The organism is Bacillus sp. FSL R5-0416, assembly GCF_037975425.1.
Taxonomy (GTDB): Bacteria; Bacillota; Bacilli; order Bacillales; family Bacillaceae; genus Bacillus; species Bacillus subtilis.
On the sequence record NZ_CP150252.1, the window covers coordinates 545,873 to 570,700 of the forward strand.

Consider the following 24,828-nt stretch of genomic DNA (forward strand, 5'->3'; position numbering starts at 1 on the left):
ACATTCCTCTTTGATTTGCATGCAAATAAATATATACTTTCTCAAACGATCAATACATAGGCAAAATAAAGTTATTTCACAATTTCACTTTACTTTTAAAGTTTTAAGCAAACATAAAAAAATGTTCAGTGAACAAACTATGTAAAATACATCTTATTTTTTCAGAAAGGATACAAGAAAATGATTGATGAAATAGATAAAAAAATACTCGATGAGCTGTCTAAAAATAGTCGCCTTACAATGAAAAAATTAGGGGAAAAAGTACATCTCACTGCACCAGCAACCGCATCAAGAGTAGTAAAGTTAATAGACAATGGCATAATAAAAGGATGTAGTATCGAAGTGAATCAAGTGAAATTAGGCTTCTCTATACATGCTTTTCTTAATATTTATATCGAAAAAATCCATCATCAACCCTATTTAGCTTTTATAGAAACACAAGATAACTATGTAATAAACAATTATAAAGTTAGTGGAGACGGTTGCTATTTGCTTGAATGTAAATTTCCTTCAAACGAGGTATTAGATCAATTTTTAAATGACTTAAATAAACATGCAAACTATAAAGTGTCGATTGTTATTGGTAAATAGTTAACTTTATAAAACGGAGATGTGCGGTCATATAACATGATATATATGCTCTAAAAAAGCCCTAGGTTGGATATGGAATTTACCAAGCTGGGGCCTTTTTATACATTATAATAACAAGCGCATTATTCATCAGACATTAATGAAGTATTATAATGCTTTTTTACTTCCTTAATAGACAAATAAAGCTGATAGTTTCCATACTTCAATAAATCATTCAGAAGGTGATTTAAAACTTCTTGTGAATGAACCGTTACCTTCAGAAGATAACATGCATCTCCCGAAATACGATGAGCTTCGCTAATTTCATTACGAGTAGCAATAAATTTCAATAAATCATCATGCGTATATGCATTCATGAAAAAGAAGACAAAGGCTGTAAAAGAAAACCCCATCTTCAATTCATCAACCACAATCGAATATGCTTTAATGATACCGTTATCCTCCATTTTTTTGATGCGATTGCCTACCGCTTGTCCTGTCATATGAATTTTTTCACCGATTTCTTTCCATTGTATCCGAGCATTTTTATTTAATAATTGGAGAATTTGAAAATCAATTGAATCAATTTGCATAGTAACTCCTTTCACAGTGAAAAAGTTTTACATAATAGTATTTCATGAGACCATCGAAAATTCAATGGAAATTATATATCCTTATACAGTATAAAAATTTTAAGAGGTGAAAAAATGACAACAGCTTTATTAGTGATTGATATTCAAAATGATTACTTTCCAAATGGGAAGATGGCTTTAACAAACCCAGAGAAAGCAGCACAAAATGCGGCTAAACTACTTTCACACTTTAGAAACACAGGCGCACCTGTCTTTCATGTACAGCATATCACAGAAGGTAACATCGCTCATTTTTTCCATCCAAATACAGAAGGTGTCGAAATTCATGAGTCAGTACGTCCATTAGAGAAAGAGACAGTCATTGTAAAACATATGCCGAATAGCTTTTTCAATACAGATTTAAATGGAAAGCTACAAGAAGAAGGGGTTAAAGAATTAGTTGTTTGCGGTATGATGTCCCATATGTGTATTGATGCAACAGTTCGTTCTGCAGTTGAACATGGTTATGTATGCCAAGTGGTAGAAGATGCTTGCGCAACAACAACATTGCAAATTGAAGATAAAATCGTTCCTGCTGAGCATGTCCATTACGCATTTATGGCCGCATTAAATGGTGTCTATGCAACAGTAAAAACCACAGAGGCATTTTTAAAATAAAAGAATTTCCTGTGCGAACATAACGTCTTTCTTTTCACAAGAAAGATGATTCAACAACTTAAAAAAGGATGTTCAGAAAAATACTTCTGGACATCCTTTATTCATTATCTTTTATTGTTTTTCAGTATCATTATTCCCATCTGATAAAAGATCAAGATGTCCTGTTTTTGATCCATAGTAAGACCATGTACAGGGATTGTTTTTGCCATAAATATAGATATTGATGAAGGTTTACATAAAGCACCTAATTGCTTGATTTACTTTAATGTTAGATCCCTCAATAACTCCATTCTCTTCTAATTTCTCTACTCTAGCTGTAGCTGATGGGCATGTTAAATGTACTCTCTCCCAGATCTTTCATTGAATTCGGCTATTATACATAATTTCTCTATAATTTTTTATCTGTTTGATCTATTTGAACGTTAATTCCTTTCGAAAATAAAGTCAAAGAGTTAAAACACTTTTTTTTATCTATGTATTCGAACGCTGCTGATATTATACACTTAACTCTGTCGATCTAAGACAAATAAAAAAAGAAAGTGAGTTGTAAATATGAATATTACACAAATTCGAAATGCAACAATTGTTGTAAAATACGCAAATAAAAAATTTTTGATAGATCCTATGTTAGCAGAGAAAGGTACGTACGCTACTTTCCCTGAAACGATCAGACAAGATCTATTTAATCCTTTGGTGAGTTTGCCAACATCAATTGATAACATTCTGGATGGAGTAGATGCGGTAATTGTTACTCATCTACACCTAGATCACTTTGATGATGTGGCAAAAAACGTATTGCCAAAAAACATCAAAATGTTTGTTCAAAATGAAGCAGATGCAAAAGAAGTAAAAGCAAGTGGTTTCAAAAATGTAGAAGTGCTACATCAAGACACTGTTTTTGAAGGGATCCAATTAGTAAAAACAAAAGGTGAACATGGCAGAGGGGAAGAGTTATTAAACTTAATGGGTGATGTTTGTGGATTAGTATTCAAGCACCCAAGTGAAAAAGTTTTATATGTAGCTGGGGATACAGTTTGGTATGATGCTATCGAAGACGAGATTCATACACATCAACCAGAAATCATTGTGGTTAATGGTGGAGACAATCAAAGATTAGATTTAGGTTCACTCATCATGGGAAAAGAAGACATCTATGAAGTTCACAAGGCTGCTCCTCATGCTAAGATTATATCTGTTCATATGGAAGCTGTTAACCATTGGACACTATCTAGAGAAGAATTAAAAAACTTTAGTAAAGAAAAAGGATTCTCAAGTAATATTTTAGTGCCAGAAGATGGCGAGTCTTACACATTTTAATATGAACACCGACAAATAAATAGAAGAAGCTCATAATTATAAAAACTAATCATGAGCTTCTTCTAATAATGAATATTTTAAATTTTAAATATATCGAAATTCCTAAATATACGGAATAACAAAGATGGAATGTTCCAATGATGACAAAAAAACTTGAAAAGCAACAAAGATGTGTCGTTAGGAGGTAGAATTCATGGTAATGACAAAAAAAGATACAAATATATCAACACAGCAGCCTCTTTGGTTACAAGGTTATATTGATTCACCAGAAAAACAAAACCAACTTTATAAAAAAACATTAAAAATCTTGATTTTTTCACAAATATTTGGGGGAGCAGGACTTGGAGCTGGGATAACAGTTGGGGCGCTTCTTGCACAAGATATGATAGGATCGGAAAATGTAGCAGGAATTCCAACTGCCCTCTTTACTTTTGGATCTGCCGTAGCTGCCCTGCTTATAGGAGCATCCTCACAACGTTTTGGTCGCAGAGCTGGACTTGCAGGTGGTTTCCTTATAGGCGGATTAGGTGCTATAGGTGTGATAATCGCGGCTTTAATTAACAGCGTTGCCCTATTATTTGTTTCTCTTCTTATTTATGGAGCAGGTATGGCTTCTAATCTTCAAGTTCGGTATGCTGGGACAGACCTTGCAAATGAGAAACAACGGGCAACTGCTGCAAGTATGGCCTTAGTTTCTACTACTTTAGGAGCTGTAGTAGGTCCTAACTTAGTTAATACAATGGGGGAATTTGCAGATTCAATTGGTGTTCCCAATTTAGCTGGTCCGTTTATTATGTCAGGAGCAGCTTTTATAATTGCTGGAATTATTCTCTTAATTTTTCTTCGTCCAGATCCGCTGTTTGTATCAACAGCTATTGCGAATGCTGAGAAAAAAGACGATAAAGTACAAATAGGAGGAAGTCTAAAAAATCCTGCTATAGACAAAAAAGGAATAATGGTAGGAGCTGTCATTATGATTTTAGCTCAACTAATCATGACAGCTATTATGACAATGACACCGGTTCACATGGGTCATCACGGTCATGGTTTAAGCGAAGTGGGATTAGTTATAGGACTCCATATTGCAGCGATGTATCTTCCTTCACCATTGACTGGTTTATTAGTAGATAAGTTTGGTCGCACAACTATGGCTATTGCTTCAGGTGCCACACTTCTTGCCGCTGGGTTGGTGGCAGCTATTGCACCGGCAGACTCATTATCATTGCTAATCCTAGCACTAGTATTACTAGGGGTAGGTTGGAACTTTGGTTTACTAACGGGAACTGCCCTTATTATAGATTCAACACATCCATCTCTACGTGCAAAAACACAGGGAACATTCGATGTTTTATTAGCACTATCAGGAGCAGCAGGTGGAGCCTTGTCAGGAATGGTTGTTGCACATTCTAGTTATACAATACTATCAATTTCTGGAGCCGTTTTATCATTGTTACTCATTCCAGTAGTTATTTGGTATTTTAGAGGCAACCAGATAAAAGCATAAGCTTATATAACTGTCTTTGAAGAACCTAAGTAGACATTACTTTACCGGAACCTCCTTTTTCTATTTATTATAGTAAGGAGTTGACATGGCATTAGTGGCATGTGTATAACTACACAATTATTTAGTTGTTCGTTGACGGTCTAAAAATAGTGCCCATTTTGTGCCCCGAATTCGTGAAAAATGATGAAAATAGGTATAAATAAAATAAACTAGACGCTTTGAATAAAAGCTTTTGTAAACCATGATATGTTTTTATTAGGTTGAAGGTCTAGCTTAGAAAACCATACCAAAACATCTCGGTATGGTTTTTTTTATTACAATTATTCAATTCCCAAAACAACTTTGGAATGGAAAGATTATTCTTCCCAACCCTCATCTTCGTCAAAATCCTCTTTACCATTTTTAAGTTGCTGAAGAAGGAATTCAAGAAAACTATTTGCAGCAGTATAACCATATCCTTCATGGTTGTCCCAAAGGATAACAGGACATTCTCCATCTACCATTTTATTTGTATCAAGACAATAAGAGAATTCATCTATATACTCAATAACAACAAGACCTGGTATAACATTGTAGAACGTTCTGTATTCTTTGGTTTGCTCTACAACTTCAGCTCCATGAGAGTCATAACCGAGTATCATGGTCCCGAACGCGCCTCCTGAACCATACTCAGTTAAAAACCACTTATAACTGTCTGGTAGGGTTACTTTGAGATCTTTTTCTATCTCTTTAATATGTTTGTCAGTGACGCCTCCAGTAAGAATTGAATATTCTTTATTCTCATCAAAGAATTTTTTCACTCTAGAGTAATTCACATTTAGCCTCACATACATTTGATTTTGGTTTGCAATTCATCGATCTTATTAAGTTCATACTCATAATCACAGTTTTCTTCTAAAACAAAATTCATAGTTTTAAAGAAACTTCTCGCATTCTTTAAGAGTGATTCAAAAAAATCAAGTTTCGGTAGTAATACTTTTTGTTTTTGGTCAATTTCAAATAACAACATATCATTCGATATTGATTTCATTTTCAATAGAAGGGGTTGATCTGGAAAATAAGTTTCGCTTTTTCCTGTTTCAATAGCTTCTTCAATTAGATTTAAAAAATAAGCCCACAATTGGTCAACCAAGTCCCACATAGTGACATCAAGCAAATCTTGTTCACCATATTTTAAAATAATCGCCCCAGATAAATAGTAAGAGTCTAACTGTGGTTTTATGTTCTTTAGTCCCTCTATATTGCTAAGTGGAACAAAGTAATCGTCAATATTATTTTTTAAGATTGAAAGATCGTTTATCTTCTTATTTGGCCTAAGAATTAATGATTCAATATAAAACATTTTACCTCTCCTATTTTTCCGGATAGAATTGTCCTACTCTTCCTTTTTGAAAGCCAACAACATATTTTTGACCCTCATATGTTCCTCGAATTTGATAACTAAATTTAGTTCCTTTTTTTGTTAACTCTTCACGGTTTTGTTTCATAATTGATTCTATCGCATCTGCAACATCGTTAACAGTCATCTCTTTATTAAGAAAAGATTGTTGAGACTTAATTGAACCATCCCATAAATTAGGATGATGGCGCTCTAAAATATGTTTCATTCCTCGCTTATCAATGAGGAATGATTGTCCTCCAAAAGTGTATTTTCTGCTTTGGAAAGTTTTTAATTCGTTTACAACTTCATGCCGCTTAGCTTTCTTTAATCCTTGTACAGTAGATGAGGTCTTGAATATTTCAAGTGCAGAGCTTTTATAATTCTCTCCATCAATCACATTGAAAGGAAAAGTCCCTGAACCACCAGCCATTGCATAATGTTGTTCAAAAACATTTGGTATTTTAACGTATTCAATACCTTTTTTTATTCCTGCTTTTGAAGCTTCAAGTGCCTTAATTGCAGCAACTTTTGAACCGGCTTTTGCAACTTTGGATACTTTATCAATACCTTTCGGACCAACTATTGCAAGAACAACAGTACTGCCTACATAGGAAACCCATTTTGCTCTGTTGTAGCTATCTCCATTAATCATATCACGTTGAAATGTGTCTTCTATGTCTTTTGCTATGATCTTATAAGTATCGATTGGATGTAAGGCTGCGTTCACAGTTCCAGAAAGCGTTTCAATCGGGTGTCTTGCAAGTTGATAGAGACCCATCACTGTATCTTTACCTGCTTCATACATTCCCATTGCAATACCTTTTCCAATTTCAGCTTTTTGTTGGAGTTCTTCGAGTTGGCGGAAATAAACTTGCTGCTCAGGTTCCAAATTCTCGTATCCTATTTTCTTCGCAATTTTTAAATACTCGTCTGGATCTGTTACCTTTACAAGCTGTCTTTTCAAATCTTTTATTTCGTGTTTTTTAGCTTCTTCTTTTTTGATCTTCAAATAAGCTTCAGATTGCTTCTTGATATCGCTTTTTTTCTTATGTATATCGCTCTCACGATATGCCTTGGTATTATAGTGAAAGGGTGTAGCATTCTTGCCCTTACCTGTTGATTCCTGTAACTTTTGAAAGTCTGCTTTAATGAATTGTTCGTTAGGTTCAGTTATTGCATATTCAGTTTTTAAGTTTTCGTCCACATCGCATATTTTATCAACAGTCTTTTTCCGTTTGTTTTCGGTAGAAGAGAGCTCATCCTTAAAAGTCTCTGTTGAAAATAAATCAAGTGGAAGAATGTCATCGATATTATTCAGAATATCTTTCATTGCTTTCTCTTGCTCAGACATAATTGATTTTGATTTTTTATATGCGTTTGCTAATTCATGTTCTAAGAAGGATTCTTCGATATATGCATCAGATAAGCTGGCATCTTCTAGAACACCGGAGATACTAGTAAGGAAAGCGATCTTCATTTCAATTAAATCAATCCATTGATCAGTGACACCCACATGATCGTGATAAAATGCTTTGATATTGTTTGCTCCCTTGCCAGAGAACTCACTGTCATCCAGATCAGCAACAGCCTTAAATGCTTTTCTTAGCTTAATCATTTGATTTTTCAATTCTTTATAATTTTTTGCTCGATTTTCAGCTTCAGATAACAAAGACTTAGCTTCAAATACCTTCATTGTCCAATCCTTTCAGTGATTTTATATCTAAATATTACCGTGGATAAGTTATGAAGTTCGAAAAAATTATTTAAGGATAGGTAATGAATTGAACGAAATGAGAATTCATTGGTGTAAAATAAGCTTACATCCCATTTATTACATATAGAGATTGGAGTTAACAATGAAAAAAAGTAACTTTATTTTAGCGAGTATTGTTTCTGTTGGGCTGCTAGTTTTTTTAGCATGGTTTATTTATGCTGGCACCCACCAACCTCCTATTTTGAAGGGTAATTCAAAAGATGGAAAATGGAGTGTTATCTATTCTCCTGAAAAAGACATAGATCTTGCAAGGCAAGACTTATGGGCGGTTCATATTACATGGAAAAGGGATTCTGAGTTTTCAATAAAAGAGGTTGTGTTTAAAGAAAATGGTGTTGTTGAGGCATCAGGTGACGCAACAGATGAACCTAAGAATGCTAAAAAAATAGCAGTAGCGATAATGGGAGATCCACCAAATATGAATAATGATTATACAGTAGAAGTTACTTGGGAAGAGAATGGGAAAACACAAAAAGACATTATACAAGTAAATAAAGAAATCAAGCGGTCTTTTGTTATTCCTAATGTAATAAAAAGAATTTTAAGTTTAGGATAAAGCTAAAATACTCTCATGGCATAAAAATTTTTAAAAAGCAGGTAAATAGCGCCTGCTTTTTCGTGTTTAATCTTAATTTTTCACCTTAACTGATTACTTCGAGCAGGGCTGTTACTAAGTAAACATCAATAATAAGGTAATTTTTTTAAAAAGACCGCTACTCCAATTTTACTCCTCAATATGAATAAATCATTATAAAACTTTATAATCAATATAAATAAACACTGATATATAAAGGTTTTATAACAGAAAACAAAGATTCACTTTATTGAGGGCCCAGTGGGGTGAATAACCCGTAAAGGTTCAAGTTCTCTCGGCCGCACCCCCAATAATACCAAGGGTTTAACCATCTTTGGCGTTATTCTTTTGCGGAAAATACGGCAACAAATGTACCGCATTGTGGAGTCCACTAAAAAAGTGCTGACCTCTGCACAACATCGTTGCGCGAGTCTGCACTTTTTATTCTGCGATTATGGGGAGTTTATTTTAATCCGTTGTTAGCCGCGCCGATACTTGGCTTTTAGAAGCTTTTTTTAAGTGGCTAAAACCAACAAATTTTTTGCCTTCTTCATTCCATAGGCGGAACTTTAACGACTTAAGGCTTGTTGTCAGTGTAATGGTCGGAACGTTTTGCAATGGTTCAGTGTTGTTATGCACTTTTTCAAGCTTATAGTTTGGGACTCTCGGGCTTAAATGATGAACATGATGAAAACCGATATTGCCTGTTAGCCACTGCATGACTTTTGGAAGCTTATAAAAAGAGCTTCCTTCAACTGCTGCTTTTACATATTCCCAATGCTCATCTTCTTCAAAATAAGAATCCTCAAACGTATGCTGAATATAAAACATCCAAATTCCGAGAGAGCCCGATATCATAAAAATCGGCACTTGAACCAGCAAGAAGTTTTGCCAGCCGACAGCCCAACATAAAAGTGCTGCCAAAGCGACGATCCCCAGGTTCGTTACATACGTATTCATCCGTTCTTTGCGTTTTGCCCCTTTTCGATTAAAACGATTGGCAATCCCGAAGACGTAAATCGGCCCAATAATAAACATAACAAACGGATTTCTGTACAAACGGTACATTATTTTTGTCTTAGTTGAGGCTTCTTTATATTCCTCTACCGTCAGTACCCAAATATCGCCTGTACCGCGTTTGTCCAGATTGCTGCTTGTCGCATGATGGACAGAATGGTCGTGTGCCCAATGATCAAACGGATGCAGAGTCAGAATTCCTGTTAATGTTCCAAGGATTCGATTCGCCTTTCTGTTCTTAAAAAAGGAATAGTGGCAGCAATCATGAAAGATGATGAAGGTTCTCACTAAAAAACCTGCCGCAACAACAGAAATCGCTAACGTAAGGAAATAAGAAATCGACAAGCTCTTATATGCCAAACACCATAATAGGAAAAATGGTACCAATGTGTTAATGATTTGACAAATGCTTTTGTGTAAATCGGACTTTTCATAAGGTGTAACCAGTTTTCTCAAAGTCCTTAGGTTTTGTTCTTTCATATTCAAAAGTTTCCCCTTCCCTGGTGATCTTCTAAGTGTAGAAAACGTTTTATAGCCTTTGGAGGTCCAACGTTATACACCCCATATATGATAAGTATTCTTCCCATTCACCTGTAAAATTATTGGAAATAATAAACTGATTTCCAGTTTATTATTAGCAGAGTCAGCCGGGATACAAAAGGCGTATGAAGATTATACCCAGCACTTTATTAGATCAAACTCTCTCAATGCTCCCCCATGGGGATCGATTTATTTGACCGTGAACATTGATTGTTTGAGGAAAAAAGGAATGAAGTAATGGGTATATCCATGAGTGACTGTTTGGAAACATCTGCAGAAACAAAGTTTTACAAGTGAACAGCCCTGCTTTTAAAAGATTATCTTGCTCTTGAACAAGAAACAGCTGAGCTAAGTACTATTAAGCAAAGAAAACGGTTTGAAGACAACTCGTGATTCATTTTTCACGATGTTTTCAAACCAAAGTTTTTAATAGGCCTCTTATTCTGCGCTGGTATACACATGTTTAACAAATAATGCCATGAATAAATCATAAATATAATTTGCAGTTATTTCCGATTCCTGATATAATAAAGAAGAATTATTTTTGTTCGGTGTAAAGGATAGTATGAAGATTGACTTTTCGTCTTGATGATACTTTGGGCAAGGATAGTATATACTGTGTGGTTACACACTAGGAGGCAACAAAAATGGAACAAGGTACAGTTAAATGGTTTAATGCAGAAAAAGGTTTTGGCTTTATCGAACGCGAAAATGGAGACGATGTATTCGTACACTTTTCTGCAATCCAAAGTGACGGATTCAAATCTTTAGACGAAGGTCAAAAAGTATCGTTTGACGTTGAGCAAGGTGCTCGTGGAGCTCAAGCTGCTAACGTTCAAAAAGCTTAATCTTCAATCGTTTATACAAACAGGCTCTTTATATAGGGCCTGTTTTTTTATGTCTATATCATACTCAATAAAAAACCCTACTCAACGTTCGAGTAGGGAGATGCTACAAGGTATAGAAAAAGATTAAAACTTCAAAGGTTTGTTTACAGTATAACATACTGGATTGACAATATGCGGAATGTATATAAAATATTTAATTTTTTGTTGAAATATAGATAACTCTTTTTTTTCACTAACCTGTTCGTTCATTTAAGTAAGATTAGATGAATTATAAAAATGGTTTCATCTAAATGTTATCAACTCGCATATCTTTTTATGAGAAGAAGATAAACAATTATTATTCAATGTGGCAGTGGATATCAGAAATTCTTAAAAATAATGAGGAGATCGATTGTTTTTTTCTCCTGGAAATAATCACTTAGAGATACCTAAAACAATGAAAGCCCTACCTCTCTTCCATCCTTACGGCTCCTTGTCCGTGCCAGTGTGAATCAGGATACTAAAAAAAGTAACTATTTTATTGAGTTTTTTGGTAAAACTTCAATCTTCGCAGAAGAAAATGTAAATAATAAAAATGGATTAGAATGTAGGAATAACAAAAGAGGTCGTTAATGTTCTAAAAATAAGTTGGAGAAGTTTTGCTTTTCATCATAATATTCCGAAATATCTTTTGGGATGAAATACACTATCTAACAGAAACTTTTTATTTGTTTTTCAGTGATTCCTTTAATTACTTCCAGTTCACTAATCAAAAATTCATATGCATTATCCAGCATTTTTTTTTCGCTTGCATTAAGTGCTTTTTCTTTCTTCATACGCATTAAATCACGTACAACTTCAGCACCTTCTTGTATTTCACCCGTTTTTATTTTGTCCGTGTTTATTTTATACCTTTGCTTCCATGGCAGTAGCCTATCTGATTCTCCATGCTGAAAAATGTGCATAATGTGTTTTAATGCAAGTATATCGGTAACTGGTCGTATATTCGAATTCAATATTTTACGCGTTGGAATCATAACTGTCATATTACTGATTGACATTCTTATGACATAATACTGTTGTTTTTCCTCTAAGAATTCTTTTTCTTCTATGGCTTCAATTATACCTGCTCCGTGCATTGGATAAACAATGTTATCGCCAATTTGAAACATATCATCCACCTCCATATATGGTAACCTTCTTAAGATTACCATATGTGGAGGTGTAATATCAAAATTTTAATAATAACATGATCGAATTTTTGATGTCAATAACTTTTTTAAAAAACAGATCGAGAAAAACAATAGGGAACGTGACGGATTTCCAATCAAGGAAAAGGTCAATTGATCCGTGTATATCCTAAAACTTCGACTAATTAACATAGATCAGTTTTTCATTGAAAATGGGTTATTCCATTTCCTTTAGGAATTCATGACTTGGCTCCATGACATTACAGAAATGATTTGAGTAGAAATAAGAAGGAACGATATTTGTGAAATGTCAGCTAAAAATATTAAAAGCACATGATTAAGTTCTAATTTCTTTACCGATTTGCTATGGATAACGGCCCACTTACTTAATGATGCATTTTCACTTATCTTGCGAACAGATAAAGGTTTGTTGATAAACATTTAGCCACCAAATTGGCATTATTTTCAGGGAAATTGACAACCTTCAAAAGGGTATTGAGGTGAAAAGAAAAATAAAGAAAGGAGAGATTATAAATGAAGACCAGAACATAAAGAAGTGAAGGGGAAAGAACAAGGTTAATTGAAAAGCAAACTATATAAAATAGTTTGCTTTTTTTTGTTATGAATTCACTTCTTTTTCTTACTCTTTAATGACTAATAAAACACCGCTAAGAATTAAAAACGAACCTATCCAAAATGTCCCGCCTATTTGTTCTCCAAGCAGAATCCATCCGAGTAAGGTTCCAACTAGAGGCTGAAAAAAGAAAAAGAGGCCTCCACTTGAAGCATTTAATAATTGTAAGCCACGGTTCCACAATAAAAAAGCACAAGCGGTTGAAACAATTCCCAAATACAAAAGGCAACCTAGAATTTTAGGGTCATGCAGTTGTGGCGTAAAAATCGTGCTAGGGGAGTACCATTAACAGGGACTCCATTTATTAATAGAATAAACTTTATGAATTCATTTTTTTGTATGATAATGGCGTCATATTCATCGCTTGTTGAAATTTACTTATGAAATAACTGGTACTGTTAAATCCAACTTGATAAGACACTTCTGTCACATTGGATTCAGGGTGTTGCAGTAATAATAAGCTTTTTTGAATTCTATAATCCATTACATAACGTAATGGCGTCTTATTCAGCATTCGTTTAAAATAACGGCAGCACTCAGAACGGCTCAGTTGGCCAGCTTTTGCAATGTCCTCTAATGTGATTTTTTCAGCATAATGGAGATGGATCCAGTTTAACATTTGTTTCATTCGATGACTTTTTATCATTTCAGATTGATCGTACTCTAATTGAAAACCATTAACGACCAGGTTTTTCCACATTAACGTTAATTGCATCGTAATGTCAATCTCATAGAGCGATGTCTTTTGTTGAATCAATTGATTTATTTTTTTAACAGCATCTAGAATATTTTTTGCCCACTGTTGATTTCCATCCAAAAATAAATAGGGCAAATTGGTTGAAAACATATAGGGCTGAACATAGCTTGAATACAGTTCCTGAGATAAAACGAAATGGGGTGACACATTTAAGCAAATATACGTACAATCCGAGCCACCCTTTTCTTCTGCCATGTGCAGGCAGCCGCTATTGATAAATAATCCATCCCCTTCGTGAACCTCTATTTTTTCTTCATTTATTTGAAAGACAGCTATCCCTTTTAGTATCAAAACAAATTGGATTTCATCATGCCAATGAAGCGGAATATAGCCATTTATATTTTGATTGATCTTTGTCTTGTAGCAGGCAACTGGTAATTCTACCGTTCGGTGCTCTGTTAATTCTTTTAAATTTTGATCGATCAAAAAATTCTTCATTCTGACTTCTCACCTCAATATATTTATATTTTTTCATTCGATTTGAGTATTTTTTATCATGTTTTGTATTTATTATAACACTATTATTATATTTATTAGTGAGGAGTCATGTATGATTACTTCCAATAGAAAAATGGGATTGTTCTATGTTATAACAGGGGCGACATGTTGGGGAATTGGAGGCACAGTAGCCAAAAAGCTTTTTCAAGAATATCAAATTGATGTCAATTGGCTTGTAACGACACGCTTGCTTACGGCTGGAATGTTACTTTTAATGCTGCAACTGTTCAGAAAGGAACGGTCTCAGGTTATTGAGGTTTGGAAAAACAAAGCGTCGGCTGGCCAGCTTCTTATTTTTGGCCTATTGGGAATGCTAGCTGTGCAGTACACATATATGGCATCCATTCAACATGGGAATGCTGCCGTTGCTACATTATTGCAATATTTATCCCCAGTAATCGTCATTATCTACACGCTGTTGCGAAAACAAACGGTTCTTACCAAACAAGATATCATAACTGTTGTACTTGCTTTAGTGGGTTGCTTTTTTTTGTTAACAAATGGTTCAATGTCTCAACTTTCAGTGCCGGCAGCTGCAGTAGTATGGGGAGTTTTATCAGGATTCGCGGCAGCTTTTTATACTTTGTATGCCGTTGGTTTATTAAATAAATTTGATTCTCTTGTCGTTGTAGGTTGGGCTATGATTATTGGCGGTTTTGCATTGGGTTTTATCCATCCGCCATGGCAACTGGATTTTCAACGATTAACTGCTGAGGCGTATGCATATATCTTATTCGTGATATTATTTGGAACAATGATTGCGTTTTGGTTCTTCATAAAAAGCTTGGAAAGCCTCTCTCCCAAAGAAACAAGCCTACTAGGCAGTCTAGAGCCTCTATCAGCTGTTGTGACAACTGTCGTTTGGTTAAAAGCGCCATTTGGTTCTTTTCAATGGATTGGTGCTATTTGTATTATAGGGATAACTTTAATATTGGCTTTAAATAAAGAGCCTTCTATGCAGAGTGAAAAATCGATATTAAAGATTAGGAATCATGCAAATCGGGATATATAGGGGCTTTTTTTGCTTACATGACCGGTCCGGCAATGAAAAACACTGGTGGAGTTTGAGCCCTCTCGGCAATATCAAAAATACCAAGGGTTTTGACGCCCTTGGTATTTTTTCTTCAAGAACCTTCAATTTTTCTTCTCTGATCAAAATACGTATTACTTTTTTGTAATTGGTATCCAAATTTCACTTTTAAAAGATGGTGATGTTACATCCTTATGCTCGTTCCACAATATTTCTGGACCTTCTATTTGTTCGTAATTTGACGATGGAAACCATTCGGAATAAATACGTCCCCATACTTCTTGCAGTGTATCCGGAAATGGTCCGATTGATTCGAATACAGCCCACGTTGAGGCAGGAACTTCAAGCCGTGAGAAGTTATCTGGACACCGTTTCGTTGTGGCTGCGCCAATATAGTGATCGAGCTCTCCGTTTTCCTCTGTCCGACCTTCAGAAAAATTCGTGGATGCACTAATGAGGCCTGATGGTGCTACATTAGAAAGCTCTTTTAGTTTATTTATTGCTTTTTCATCTAAACTTTCCCACATAGATGCAATTTCCGGATTAATCCCTTTAAAAATAATAGGAACTCTTTTTTTAATGCCAACGATGCGAAATGCCTCTTTTTCTTCAATACGGTAGTTCATTTCATTTCCTCCTTTAATTGTTAGCTGGAAGGTCATTCGTGGATAAGCTTTAAGGGAATGGCCATTAAGTCTGGCTTTTGATGGGTTTATGCCATGTAAATTTTGGAATGCCCGTGCAAAAGAATCTGGTGAGTTATAACCGTACTTTATTGCAATATCAATCACTTTTACATTGCTGTCTTTCAGTTCAAAAGCTGCAAGAGTAAGACGTCTGCGACGAATATATTCCGATAATGAAATACCTGCAAGGAAGGAAAACATCCTTTTAAAATGATATTCAGAGCAGAAAGCAAGCTTTGCTGCCTCTTGAAAATCAATATCATTAGTGAGGTTTTCTTCAATATACTTTAACGCCCTATTCATACTTTTAAGCAAATCCATTTATTTGGCCTCCTTTAACCAAAGAATAACAGGAGTGAAATGTATTTATCCGACATTCTGTGCACAGTTTTGCAGGATGACTTATATGAAATAAAGTAAGTGATTCACTTGTATTTGTACAGGTTTTATTGAAGCATGCTGTTCATAAAAAGGCATCAATAAAAGAAAGTTATAATTGTCTTATAAACGGCACATTCATATAATTGAGTGAAAAAGGATGCGTATCATGCCTATCAATTCTTTTGAAAACTATCCGATGAGCTGGAAGCCATCAATTGATAAAGCTGAAAAGCCTATCTATAAAGCACTTGCAGGGCAATTGGAACAGGATATTATAAACGGAGTTTTAATACCTGGAACAAAACTTCCTCCGCAGCGAGAATTGGCCGATTATTTAGATTTAAATGTGAGTACGATTTCCAAATCATTTAAAGTGTGTGAGTTAAAGGGGCTGCTGAGTGCGACTGTAGGGAGCGGCACATTTGTATCGTATGATGCGTTGTCGAATGCGTATTTACTTGAGGATACAAAGCCGACACATTTAATTGAAATGGGAGCGACACTTCCAGATCACGCTTCATATGAACCCTTGTTACTCCAACTGAAAAACATGGTTCAGGAGGAGGATTATGAAAAATGGTTTAGCTACGGCCGGGCAGGCGAAAGCCTTTGGCAAAAAGATGCAGCTGTAAAGCTCATCCAAAGAGGCGGATTTGAAACATCCGTTGATCACATTTTATTTGCAAATGGAGGGCAAAATGCGATTGCAGCGACTTTGGCGAGTCTTTGTAAGCCTGGAGACCGCATCGGTGTTGACCATCATACGTACCCTGGATTAAAAACTGTTGCATCATTGCTTAGTGTGCAAATCGTACCGATAAAATCAGAAAACGATGAAATGAGTCCGGAGTCACTTGAATATGCGTGTAAAAACGAAAATATTAAAGGTTTGTATTTAATCCCGGATTATCATAATCCGACGACTTCCTTTATGTCTGTTGAGAATCGAAGAATGGTTGCAGACATTGCAAAGAAATATAATCTGTTTGTTATTGAGGATGCATCGTACCATCTTCTTAGCAAAAAGCCGCTTCCGGCACTCGCCTCATTCGCACCGCAACAGGTTATTCATATTGCAAGTTTATCAAAATCGTTAGCGCCAGGCCTGCGTTTGGCTTATGTAGCAGTGCCGAGACAATATAAGGAGCCAATATCAAAGGCGCTTTATAATTTAAATATAACCGTTTCCCCGCTATTAGCTGAACTTACTGCTCGCACGATTGTATCAAATCAGTTTGAAGTCTTAATTGAGAGTCATCGTGAACAAACCATTCGCAGAAATCAAATCGTAAACCGTTATGTTGCGGGATATACATGTTTAGGTGTTGAAACAGGCATTTTTCGTTGGTTGATGTTACCGGGTAAAATAACTGGCGCTCAATTTGAAGAGTTGGCTGCTCGACATGGCGTGCAAGTGTATGCGGCTGAACGCTTTGTAGTGGGAAATAGTTGTCCTGAAAGGGCTGTAAGGGTTTCTGTCTGTGCACCAAAAACACTTGAAGAGCTTGAACAAGGATTAATGATCCTGAGACGTTTGCTAGACGATCTTACCTAAATATTGTTTGCCATACAATTATGACATTGTATGGCTTTTTTGTGCGTGTTATGATGATCCACATCTAGAGGGAGGTTTATACAAAATTGGCTTTTAGAAAGGAAGGTCAGATGATGTTAGACAAGGACAGCGTAAAAGCAATAGATGTTCAAACTGCTTCATTACAAAGCTACATCAGTTCACCAGAAAAACAAAAATCGTTATACAAGCGTACACTATTCGTTGTGAGTATCTCACAAATTTTTGGCGGTGCGGGGCTGGCGGCAGGAGTGACTGTCGGTGCGCTTATTGCACAGCAAATGCTTGGCACTGATGCGTTTGCTGGTCTTCCTTCTGCTTTATTTACTTTAGGGTCAGCAGGATCTGCATTAATTGTTGGAAGACTTTCTCAACGTTATGGCCGTCGAACAGGTCTTTCGGCTGGCTTTATGATTGGCGGACTTGGAGCAATAGGCGTTATTATGGCAGCAATCATAAATAGTATTTTCTTGTTATTTATTTCGTTGCTTATTTACGGTGCAGGTACAGCCACTAATTTACAGGCCCGTTATGCAGGTACAGACTTAGCAAATCATAAGCAGCGAGCGACTGCTGTTAGTATAACCATGGTTTTTACTACATTTGGCGCAGTGGCAGGTCCAAGCTTAGTGAATGTGATGGGGGATTTCGCTCTTTCTATTGGTGTTCCATCACTTGCTGGCCCTTTCATTTTAGCCGCAGCAGCATATATTTTAGCAGGTGTGGTCCTTTTCATTATGCTTCGTCCAGATCCATTAGTTATAGCAAGAACAATAGAAGCGGCAAATGAAGAGCATGATGATAAAGGATATTTGGCGGCAGCTGAGCATACAGAAAACAAAAAAGGCATCATTGTTGGGGCAACGGTTATGGTTCTTACCCAAATAGTAATGGTAGCTATTATGACAATGACACCGGTTTATATGAGACATCATGGCCATGACTTGGGTGCAGTCGGTCTTGTTATTGGTTTTCATATAGGTGCTATGTATCTCCCTTCACTGGTTACAGGTGTTCTTGTAGATAGGTTGGGACGTACCGCAATGGCTATTTCCTCTGGAACAACGTTGCTTTTGGCAGGTGTAATAGCAGCATTTGCTCCGGGAGATTCTATGGTTCTTCTCGTCATTGCTCTTTCTTTACTGGGATTAGGGTGGAATTTTGGTTTGATAAGCGGGACTGCCCTTATTGTAGATTCAACTGATACTGTCACACGAGCTAAAACGCAGGGGACAGTGGATGTTCTGATTGCGTTGTCAGGAGCTGCTGGCGGAGCATTATCTGGAATGATTGTGGCAGGTTCAAGTTACCTCGCATTATCACTTATTGGAGGGATTTTGTCCTTATTACTCATTCCGGTGGTGGTATGGTCTAGGGGCCGCTAAAGGGTAGGATTGTTTAATTTACATTAATTTGTTATATTGTTAGATAAAGTATATTGCAGCATCTAATATTCTAACGAACTATAGTTGCTCCATTAAATCTATTATAAAGATTTGACCAGGATTCCTTATAGCTGTGTCACTCACTGCATATTCTTTAATTGAATCACATAAAATGGTTATCGGATTTGAAAAAGGCAGGATTACTCGCTTTAGGTAAAGGAGTCATCACGTTGTTAAAAAGGTTTTCTCTTGTTTTTGTTACACTAATGATGTCTATCGTTGTTGTTTTAGCGGCCGCTAAAGAGTCGCCTGGAGATTATGTCATCTCATTTGATGAACCTCTTATCTTGATGATCTCAATTGGAATCGTTGTATTTTTATTTATCCCTCCATTAGTCATGTCCTTTTTTGGCAATTTGGTTGTAAGAATAATATCTGGTGTATACCAATGTTTTATCGTTTTCACTTTTCTGGGGCTCATTCCAATTGGATTTCTTATTCCCAATGGCTTTTTGACAATTCTAGTTTCTATTGCAGGAACTTTAGTCAGTATAGCTAGTGTTGCCGTAACCTTATGCATTGGCAAGAATAAAAAAGATATATAATAATTGTATTGTTATTTTTTTAGATTGTCAGTGAAATATTAAAACAAGATGAGAAGGCATGTGGGCCTTCTCTTTTTATGTTGTGGACATGGATATAGCCTATGATATTTTTTGTTGTTGCATCATCCCCACTTTAAGCTTAATCTATTGAATAATAAGAGAAGGAACCTATAGAAGAATAAAATAAATACCGAGATGTCAAAAATAAAACTGGACTTCATTATTGTGAATTCACGTAAAAGTAAAAAGATTGGAAAGAGGGGAATTCCTTCATGACAAATAGCAGAACAAATCCGAAGGTTGATGAATTTTTAAGTGAAGCGAAAAAGTGGAAGGAAGAATTTGAGAAGTTGAGAACCATCATTCTTGACTGTGAGCTGACTGAAGATTTTAAGTGGATGCATCCTTGTTACACATACAATAATAAAAATGTCGTTTTAATACATGGGTTTAAAGAATATTGTGCGCTTCTGTTTCACAAAGGTGCCCTATTACAGGATGCCCATGGAATTCTCATTCAACAAACGGAGAATGTACAGGCGGCGCGCCAGATTCGGTTTACAAATGTTCAGGAAATAAATGAGCTAGAAAACATTTTGAAAGCCTATATTCACGAAGCCATTGAAGTTGAAAAAGCCGGTTTGAAAGTGGAAGTTAACAAAAATATTGAATTGAACATTCCTGAAGAACTTCAAAAAAAATTCGATGAAATCCCTGCATTGAAAATTGCTTTTGAAGCTTTGACCCCGGGACGGCAAAGAGCGTACACTCTTTATTTTTCTCAAGCCAAACAATCCAAAACCCGAGAATCGAGAGTCGAAAAATATGTGCAAAAAATTCTCGATGGAAAGGGATTAAAGGATTAGGCACGCCAAGGTTCAGGCTAAAGGAATAGCATCATAGCGTAATAAGATCCTTTCTATAGAAGAAAAACAAGCATAGTAAGATGCTTGTTTTTCTTAGGACAACATTCACTTACTGCTGAAATGCTTCTTTTGATTAACATTGTATGCCACTAGACAGCGTTATAAAATATTAATGCAACACCTAGAAATAGCTCAATGGCACGGCTCATCACATTTAGAATGCCTAGGAGAACTAATAGAACCTAGAACCGGAAGATTTTTAGCAAGTTACTACACTCCAAACTTTGTTTTTTGTATTAATATACCTTATTAACCATTGTTTTTAGTCAGGTGCAGACAAACGAATACTGATTAATGAATCATCATGATATCGATGATCCGCTTGATTTTTTCATTGTCACCTGTATCAACATACACTGTTTTTCTGTTTTTTATGATATTCTCAGTCACTTCCCTCATGACGCCTTTTTCTACATCATCAGCAGAATCCCATCGTAAAGGCACATTATATACATGAATCGTGCCATCCCCATTGCCATGATAAGTGACTGATCCATCCACTAAACGAGAACCTGCTAACTGGGTTACATCTTCTGGATAGCTGGCACTTGTATCATCATTAGGATTAATTGGCTCGCCAGCCGAAATATGTCGAACATTTAATTCATCTATCTCTTGATTAGGTCCAAGTTGAAGCCAAACTCTGGCATATTCAATTTTTTCCGAAGAGTATGCTGCCAATACATTGTCTTCTTTGCTTTTCTCTTCTGCTGAAGAGGTATCATTTGCAGCTTTTGTTGCGGATTCTTCTGATTCTGTTATTGGCTCCGCTTCATCCTTGCGTATTTTGGTGCTCTCTTCAGGCTCAGTGTGTTTTTCGTCAGATTGTACAGCAGAAGCTTGATTTGAAGGTTGTTGTGCTTCTCCATCCTTACTGTCCGTACATCCAGCAAGCAAAATCATAAGCAGCAGGGCAGTATTGCAATAACATATCTTTCTGCGTTTCTTCATTTTTTCATTCCTCTCTATTAATTCAGGTCAGCTTCATATATAAGTTTATGTATCTAAATATTACCATGGAATAGATAGGATGATATTGAAAACTGTTTAAGAAGAGGAAACGATCTTGAATAGCATCGAGAAAACCTAAGAATTCTTAAGAAGTTTTGCCCCTTTTTCTTCAGGTTTTGAATGTAAAGTGGGATATAAATGCAAACAAAAACGAAATGCCTTATCCGCCTCGTGTCATGGCAGAAAAAGTGGGGGATTTATTAGAGAGGATTTGATAATGGAGGCAGGAAATGGGTGTTGACTTATATGTCTAAGCGGGAGACTCAAGTCTGCTCGATCGCGTGCAAAATACCAAGGGCCAGCAACCCTTGGTATTTTTATACCTTCATGCATTTTTGAAGTTTACGATAAAGGTCTGCCTTACTTTGCAAATCGCCGTGCAGCAGCAACGCACATGATAACGGCGATATTTACTGCTACGAGTGCCCAGCCCACTTTCTCGTGCAGAATCACTGAGGCAAGCAGCAGCCCAAAAAAAGGCTGGAGAAGCTGGAGCTGCCCAACCGCCGCAATTCCTCCTTGGGCAAGACCTCGATACCAGAACACAAAGCCGATCAGCATGCTGAATAAGGATACATATGCAAGACTGAGCAGTGCGGGAACGCCGATGTCCGACCATGAGTCCGGCGTAAAAATGAACGACAATGGCAACATAAGAGGAAGCGACAGAACGAGTGCCCATGAGATCACCTGCCAATTCCCCAGACGACGTGAAAGCCTTGCCCCTTCTGCATAACCAAGACCGCATACGACAATAGAAGCCAGCATGTACGCGTCGCCAAGCGGGGATGAACCTCCCCCCTGAATGAGGGCGAAACCTGCTACTAACAAGCTGCCAACGGCTGAGAAAATCCAGAAAACGGGGCGGGGGCGTTCACCCCCGCGCAGTACGCCGAAGACCGCCGTTGCAAGCGGAAGAAGTCCAATGAAGACAATGGCGTGTGCGGAAGTGACATGCTGAAGCGCTAAAGCTGTCAGCAACGGGAAACCAATCACTACGCCAAACGCTACCACTAATAATGAAATGAGGTCTCTTTTGGAAGGATGCTGCTGCCGGAAGATGAGAAGGAGACCTCCCGCCAGTACACCAGCTATCGCAGCGCGGCATACGGTGAGGAACAGCGGATCGAAGTCCGACACAGCCAAACGGGTCGCAGGCAGCGAGCCGCTGAAAATGAGTACGCCTATAAAACCATTTATCCAGCCATTTGTTCGTTTGTTCATTACAATCACTCCACATATCTTTCTTGTTCATTGTCTGTATTTTCTTAACAAAACCAGTAGCTAAGGATTACAATGACTATAAACTGGAATTGGCCTTTTATAAACAGCCAGTTTTCATAAAAAAATGCATACCAGTTAGGAGAACAACGCGCAAATGGATATCACGCCTTTTTTGGATAGAAATCTGGATATTCCGCTTTATCAGCAGCTTTATCGATATTTTAAAGAAAATATGCATCGGGGCCATATTCAAAAAGGAATGAAGCTTCCTTCAAAAAGACTCCTGGCGAATCAGCTTTCCATCAGCCAAACGACTGTTGAACGTGCCTATGAACAGCTCGCTGCTGAGGGCTATATTGTGAGCAAGCCAAGAAGCGGGTGGTTTGCTGATTATCATGATTCTGATTTTGCTTATGATAGAATGCCAAGCACAACACCCATTCAACAAGAAGCAGAAGAAAATAAACAATCGATTGATTTTCATTATGGGAATGTAGATTCTTCTTACTTCCCTTTTTCCGCATGGCGAAAAAGCATGGTCAATAGCTTAGACCAATATGGACACGAGCTTTATCGGCCGGGACATGTTTTAGGAGAGTTTGAGCTGAGAACACTCATTGCAGAGTACCTGTATCAATCTCGGGGTGTTCATTGCGGCCCTGAACAAGTGATTATAGGTGCCGGGAACCCTATTCTGCTGCAAATCTTGTGCCAAGTTTTTGAGCCGAATATTTCTATAGGGTATGAGGATCCTGGTTATCCAAGAGCACGCAAAATTTTTGAAGCCAACCGCATGAATATTGTTCCGATACCAGTCGATGATGAAGGAATCTGTATACAGAAGATCAAAGAACAGCAGCCAAACCTTGTATATGTCACACCTTCCCATCAATTTACGCTGGGAACCATCATGACGATCAACAGAAGAATTCAGCTGCTCAAATGGGCGGCTGAACATCAATCCTTTATCATAGAGGATGATTATGACGGGGAATTTAGGTACACAGGACAGCCGGTTCCTTCTCTGCAAGGGCTTGATCAGCATAACCGTGTCATTTATATGGGCACTTTTTCTAAGTCTCTTTTGCCCTCGCTGCGTATCAGCTATATGATTCTTCCTTCGCCTCTTTTAAAAAAGGGGCATGAAATCACGTCCTTATATAAGCAAACAGTGTCCTGCCACAGTCAGCTAACCCTAGCTGAATTTATAAAAAATGGAGAGTGGCAAAAACACATCAACAGAATGAGAAAACTTTACCGCAAAAAAAGAGCCATTGTATTAGAGGCAGTGCAAAGGCAATTAGGAGAGCATGTCAGAATTCGCGGAGAAAACTCTGGGCTTCGTATCTTACTTGACGTTTATTTGCCATTTGGTGAAAAAGAGTTAATTGAGAAGGCGAAAAAACATGGAGTAAAAATTTATCCTGTTTCTCTTTCTTATCAACATCATCCTCCTACAAATACGGTCTCGCTCGGGTTTGCAGGGGTTTCTGAATCCGACATAAGAGAAGGCATAAAAAAACTGAAGGCTGCCTGGAAGATATGAGGGAGCTTTCAGTTTAGCAAAAAGGCCAAGTGACGACTAAGTGTTGAGAGCTGTTCAATACTTTTTAAGTATATGATGAGTGCCAGCAGTCCAGGCCACGATACGTCTGTTTAGCGAAAACAGAATTTTTTATTTGCTCATCACAGTGCTAAAATAAACAAAATAGACAATTGAAAAATAGAGGTGTAAGAATGAAGTTAGATGAGTTTACAATTGGCCAGGTCTTCAAAACGAAATCATTAAAAGTATCAAAAGATGATATTATGCGGTTTGCGGGTGAATTTGACCCTCAGTATATGCATGTAGATGAAGAAAAAGCGAATAAAGGCAGATTTAATGGAATTATCGCTTCCGGCATACAAACACTGGCCATATCTTTTAAACTTTGGATTGAAGAAGGTTTCTATGGAGACGATATTATAGCCGGAACAGAGATGAATCATATGACATTCATAAAACCCGTATATCCGGATGATGAATTGTTTACAATTGTTGAGGTTCTTGATAAGCAGCCAAAGAGAAATGAATTGGGAATACTCACTGTATTGCTATCTACTTATAATCAAAAAGAAGTAAAAGTGTTTGAAGGTGAGTTATCTGTATTGATCAAACGATAACTCAGAAAGCC

General features: G+C 36.8%; 23 protein-coding genes and 1 pseudogene. 13 read left to right on the forward strand and 11 right to left on the reverse strand.

What is annotated here, in order from left to right; genetic code table 11:
* The first annotated feature begins 180 nt into the window (after positions 1-180).
* The gene (gene lrpA / locus NYE20_RS02870; RefSeq protein ID WP_003246601.1) at positions 181-591 is read left to right on the forward strand and encodes a transcriptional regulator LrpA; all 411 of its coding nucleotides are present in this window, start codon (positions 181-183) and stop codon (positions 589-591) included.
* Positions 592-713: 122 nt separating this feature from the next.
* Here the strand turns inward: lrpA and lrpB are convergent, their stop codons facing one another.
* Positions 714-1,163, reverse strand: coding sequence for a transcriptional regulator LrpB (lrpB, locus tag NYE20_RS02875; protein WP_032727157.1), 450 nt, complete (start codon positions 1,161-1,163; stop codon positions 714-716).
* Positions 1,164-1,277: 114 nt separating this feature from the next.
* Between lrpB and NYE20_RS02880 the strand changes: the two genes are divergently transcribed.
* From NYE20_RS02880 to NYE20_RS02890, 3 genes are all read left to right on the forward strand, one after another.
* Positions 1,278-1,820, forward strand: a complete 543-nt coding sequence (locus NYE20_RS02880) for a cysteine hydrolase family protein (RefSeq protein ID WP_003234256.1) — start codon at positions 1,278-1,280, stop codon at positions 1,818-1,820.
* Positions 1,821-2,372: 552 nt separating this feature from the next.
* Complete coding sequence (locus tag NYE20_RS02885) at positions 2,373-3,137, forward strand: MBL fold metallo-hydrolase (RefSeq protein ID WP_003234254.1); 765 nt, start codon at positions 2,373-2,375, stop codon at positions 3,135-3,137.
* Between the two features lie 193 nt (positions 3,138-3,330).
* Positions 3,331-4,641 carry an MFS transporter gene (locus tag NYE20_RS02890; protein ID WP_120027815.1) on the forward strand — a complete coding sequence of 437 codons (1,311 nt, stop codon included), beginning with the start codon at positions 3,331-3,333 and terminating at the stop codon, positions 4,639-4,641.
* A 356-nt stretch (positions 4,642-4,997) separates the two neighbouring features.
* Here NYE20_RS02890 and NYE20_RS02895 read toward each other — a convergent pair whose 3' ends face one another.
* From NYE20_RS02895 to NYE20_RS02905, 3 genes are read right to left on the reverse strand one after another with little or no spacing between them, the layout of a single operon-like run.
* Positions 4,998-5,456, reverse strand: coding sequence for an SMI1/KNR4 family protein (locus NYE20_RS02895; RefSeq protein ID WP_161621362.1), 459 nt, complete (start codon positions 5,454-5,456; stop codon positions 4,998-5,000).
* Between the two features lie 8 nt (positions 5,457-5,464).
* Entirely contained in the window at positions 5,465-5,983 is a 519-nt protein-coding gene (locus NYE20_RS02900; protein WP_014475892.1) for a hypothetical protein, read from the reverse strand.
* A gap of 10 nt (positions 5,984-5,993) precedes the next feature.
* The gene (locus NYE20_RS02905; protein WP_161621363.1) at positions 5,994-7,715 is read right to left on the reverse strand and encodes a T7SS effector LXG polymorphic toxin; all 1,722 of its coding nucleotides are present in this window, start codon (positions 7,713-7,715) and stop codon (positions 5,994-5,996) included.
* A 163-nt stretch (positions 7,716-7,878) separates the two neighbouring features.
* On the opposite strand from NYE20_RS02905, the gene NYE20_RS02910 reads away from it, so the two are divergent.
* A complete protein-coding gene (locus tag NYE20_RS02910) occupies positions 7,879-8,352 on the forward strand; it encodes a hypothetical protein (protein WP_161621364.1) in 474 nt (157 codons plus the stop codon).
* 486 nt (positions 8,353-8,838) lie between these two features.
* On the opposite strand, the gene NYE20_RS02915 is transcribed toward NYE20_RS02910, so the two are convergent.
* On the reverse strand, positions 8,839-9,867 hold the full coding sequence (locus tag NYE20_RS02915) for a fatty acid desaturase (RefSeq protein WP_161621365.1): 1,029 nt from the start codon (positions 9,865-9,867) through the stop codon (positions 8,839-8,841).
* Positions 9,868-10,574: 707 nt separating this feature from the next.
* Between NYE20_RS02915 and cspC the strand changes: the two genes are divergently transcribed.
* Positions 10,575-10,775, forward strand: coding sequence for a cold shock protein CspC (cspC, locus tag NYE20_RS02920; RefSeq protein ID WP_003234247.1), 201 nt, complete (start codon positions 10,575-10,577; stop codon positions 10,773-10,775).
* Between the two features lie 689 nt (positions 10,776-11,464).
* Here the strand turns inward: cspC and NYE20_RS02925 are convergent.
* The 3 genes and pseudogenes from NYE20_RS02925 to NYE20_RS02935 all read right to left on the reverse strand — a co-directional run bounded on the left by NYE20_RS02925 (position 11,465) and on the right by NYE20_RS02935 (position 13,773).
* Entirely contained in the window at positions 11,465-11,926 is a 462-nt protein-coding gene (locus NYE20_RS02925; RefSeq protein WP_124048497.1) for a CarD family transcriptional regulator, read from the reverse strand.
* Positions 11,927-12,584: 658 nt separating this feature from the next.
* Positions 12,585-12,821: pseudogene (locus tag NYE20_RS02930) on the reverse strand (DMT family transporter); the annotation flags it as partial.
* A 76-nt stretch (positions 12,822-12,897) separates the two neighbouring features.
* Positions 12,898-13,773, reverse strand: coding sequence for an AraC family transcriptional regulator (locus NYE20_RS02935; RefSeq protein ID WP_161621366.1), 876 nt, complete (start codon positions 13,771-13,773; stop codon positions 12,898-12,900).
* 112 nt (positions 13,774-13,885) lie between these two features.
* On the opposite strand from NYE20_RS02935, the gene NYE20_RS02940 reads away from it, so the two are divergent.
* Entirely contained in the window at positions 13,886-14,845 is a 960-nt protein-coding gene (locus NYE20_RS02940) for a DMT family transporter (RefSeq protein ID WP_161621367.1), read from the forward strand.
* Positions 14,846-14,997: 152 nt separating this feature from the next.
* On the opposite strand, the gene NYE20_RS02945 is transcribed toward NYE20_RS02940, so the two are convergent.
* Complete coding sequence (locus tag NYE20_RS02945) at positions 14,998-15,870, reverse strand: AraC family transcriptional regulator (RefSeq protein ID WP_070548603.1); 873 nt, start codon at positions 15,868-15,870, stop codon at positions 14,998-15,000.
* A 226-nt stretch (positions 15,871-16,096) separates the two neighbouring features.
* On the opposite strand from NYE20_RS02945, the gene NYE20_RS02950 reads away from it, so the two are divergent.
* The 4 genes from NYE20_RS02950 (at position 16,097) to NYE20_RS02965 (ending at position 20,359) form a co-directional block, all read left to right on the forward strand.
* Positions 16,097-17,485, forward strand: a complete 1,389-nt coding sequence (locus tag NYE20_RS02950) for a PLP-dependent aminotransferase family protein (RefSeq protein WP_339184473.1) — start codon at positions 16,097-16,099, stop codon at positions 17,483-17,485.
* 110 nt (positions 17,486-17,595) lie between these two features.
* Entirely contained in the window at positions 17,596-18,888 is a 1,293-nt protein-coding gene (locus NYE20_RS02955; protein WP_161621785.1) for an MFS transporter, read from the forward strand.
* A gap of 230 nt (positions 18,889-19,118) precedes the next feature.
* Positions 19,119-19,493 carry a hypothetical protein gene (locus NYE20_RS02960; RefSeq protein ID WP_032722936.1) on the forward strand — a complete coding sequence of 125 codons (375 nt, stop codon included), beginning with the start codon at positions 19,119-19,121 and terminating at the stop codon, positions 19,491-19,493.
* Positions 19,494-19,765: 272 nt separating this feature from the next.
* Complete coding sequence (locus tag NYE20_RS02965; RefSeq protein WP_072173562.1) at positions 19,766-20,359, forward strand: YdeI family protein; 594 nt, start codon at positions 19,766-19,768, stop codon at positions 20,357-20,359.
* 351 nt (positions 20,360-20,710) lie between these two features.
* Here NYE20_RS02965 and NYE20_RS02970 read toward each other — a convergent pair whose 3' ends face one another.
* Both NYE20_RS02970 and NYE20_RS02975 read right to left on the reverse strand, forming a co-directional pair.
* Positions 20,711-21,370 carry a hypothetical protein gene (locus NYE20_RS02970; protein WP_128441387.1) on the reverse strand — a complete coding sequence of 220 codons (660 nt, stop codon included), beginning with the start codon at positions 21,368-21,370 and terminating at the stop codon, positions 20,711-20,713.
* A 420-nt stretch (positions 21,371-21,790) separates the two neighbouring features.
* A complete protein-coding gene (locus tag NYE20_RS02975; RefSeq protein WP_161621369.1) occupies positions 21,791-22,654 on the reverse strand; it encodes a DMT family transporter in 864 nt (287 codons plus the stop codon).
* Between the two features lie 154 nt (positions 22,655-22,808).
* On the opposite strand from NYE20_RS02975, the gene NYE20_RS02980 reads away from it, so the two are divergent.
* Positions 22,809-24,200: a PLP-dependent aminotransferase family protein gene (locus tag NYE20_RS02980; RefSeq protein ID WP_161621370.1), complete on the forward strand. Its 1,392-nt coding sequence runs from the start codon at positions 22,809-22,811 to the stop codon at positions 24,198-24,200.
* Positions 24,201-24,391: 191 nt separating this feature from the next.
* Positions 24,392-24,817 (forward strand): MaoC family dehydratase, encoded by a 426-nt coding sequence (locus NYE20_RS02985; protein WP_015715295.1) that lies wholly within the window; start codon positions 24,392-24,394, stop codon positions 24,815-24,817.
* Positions 24,818-24,828: the final 11 nt, after the last annotated feature.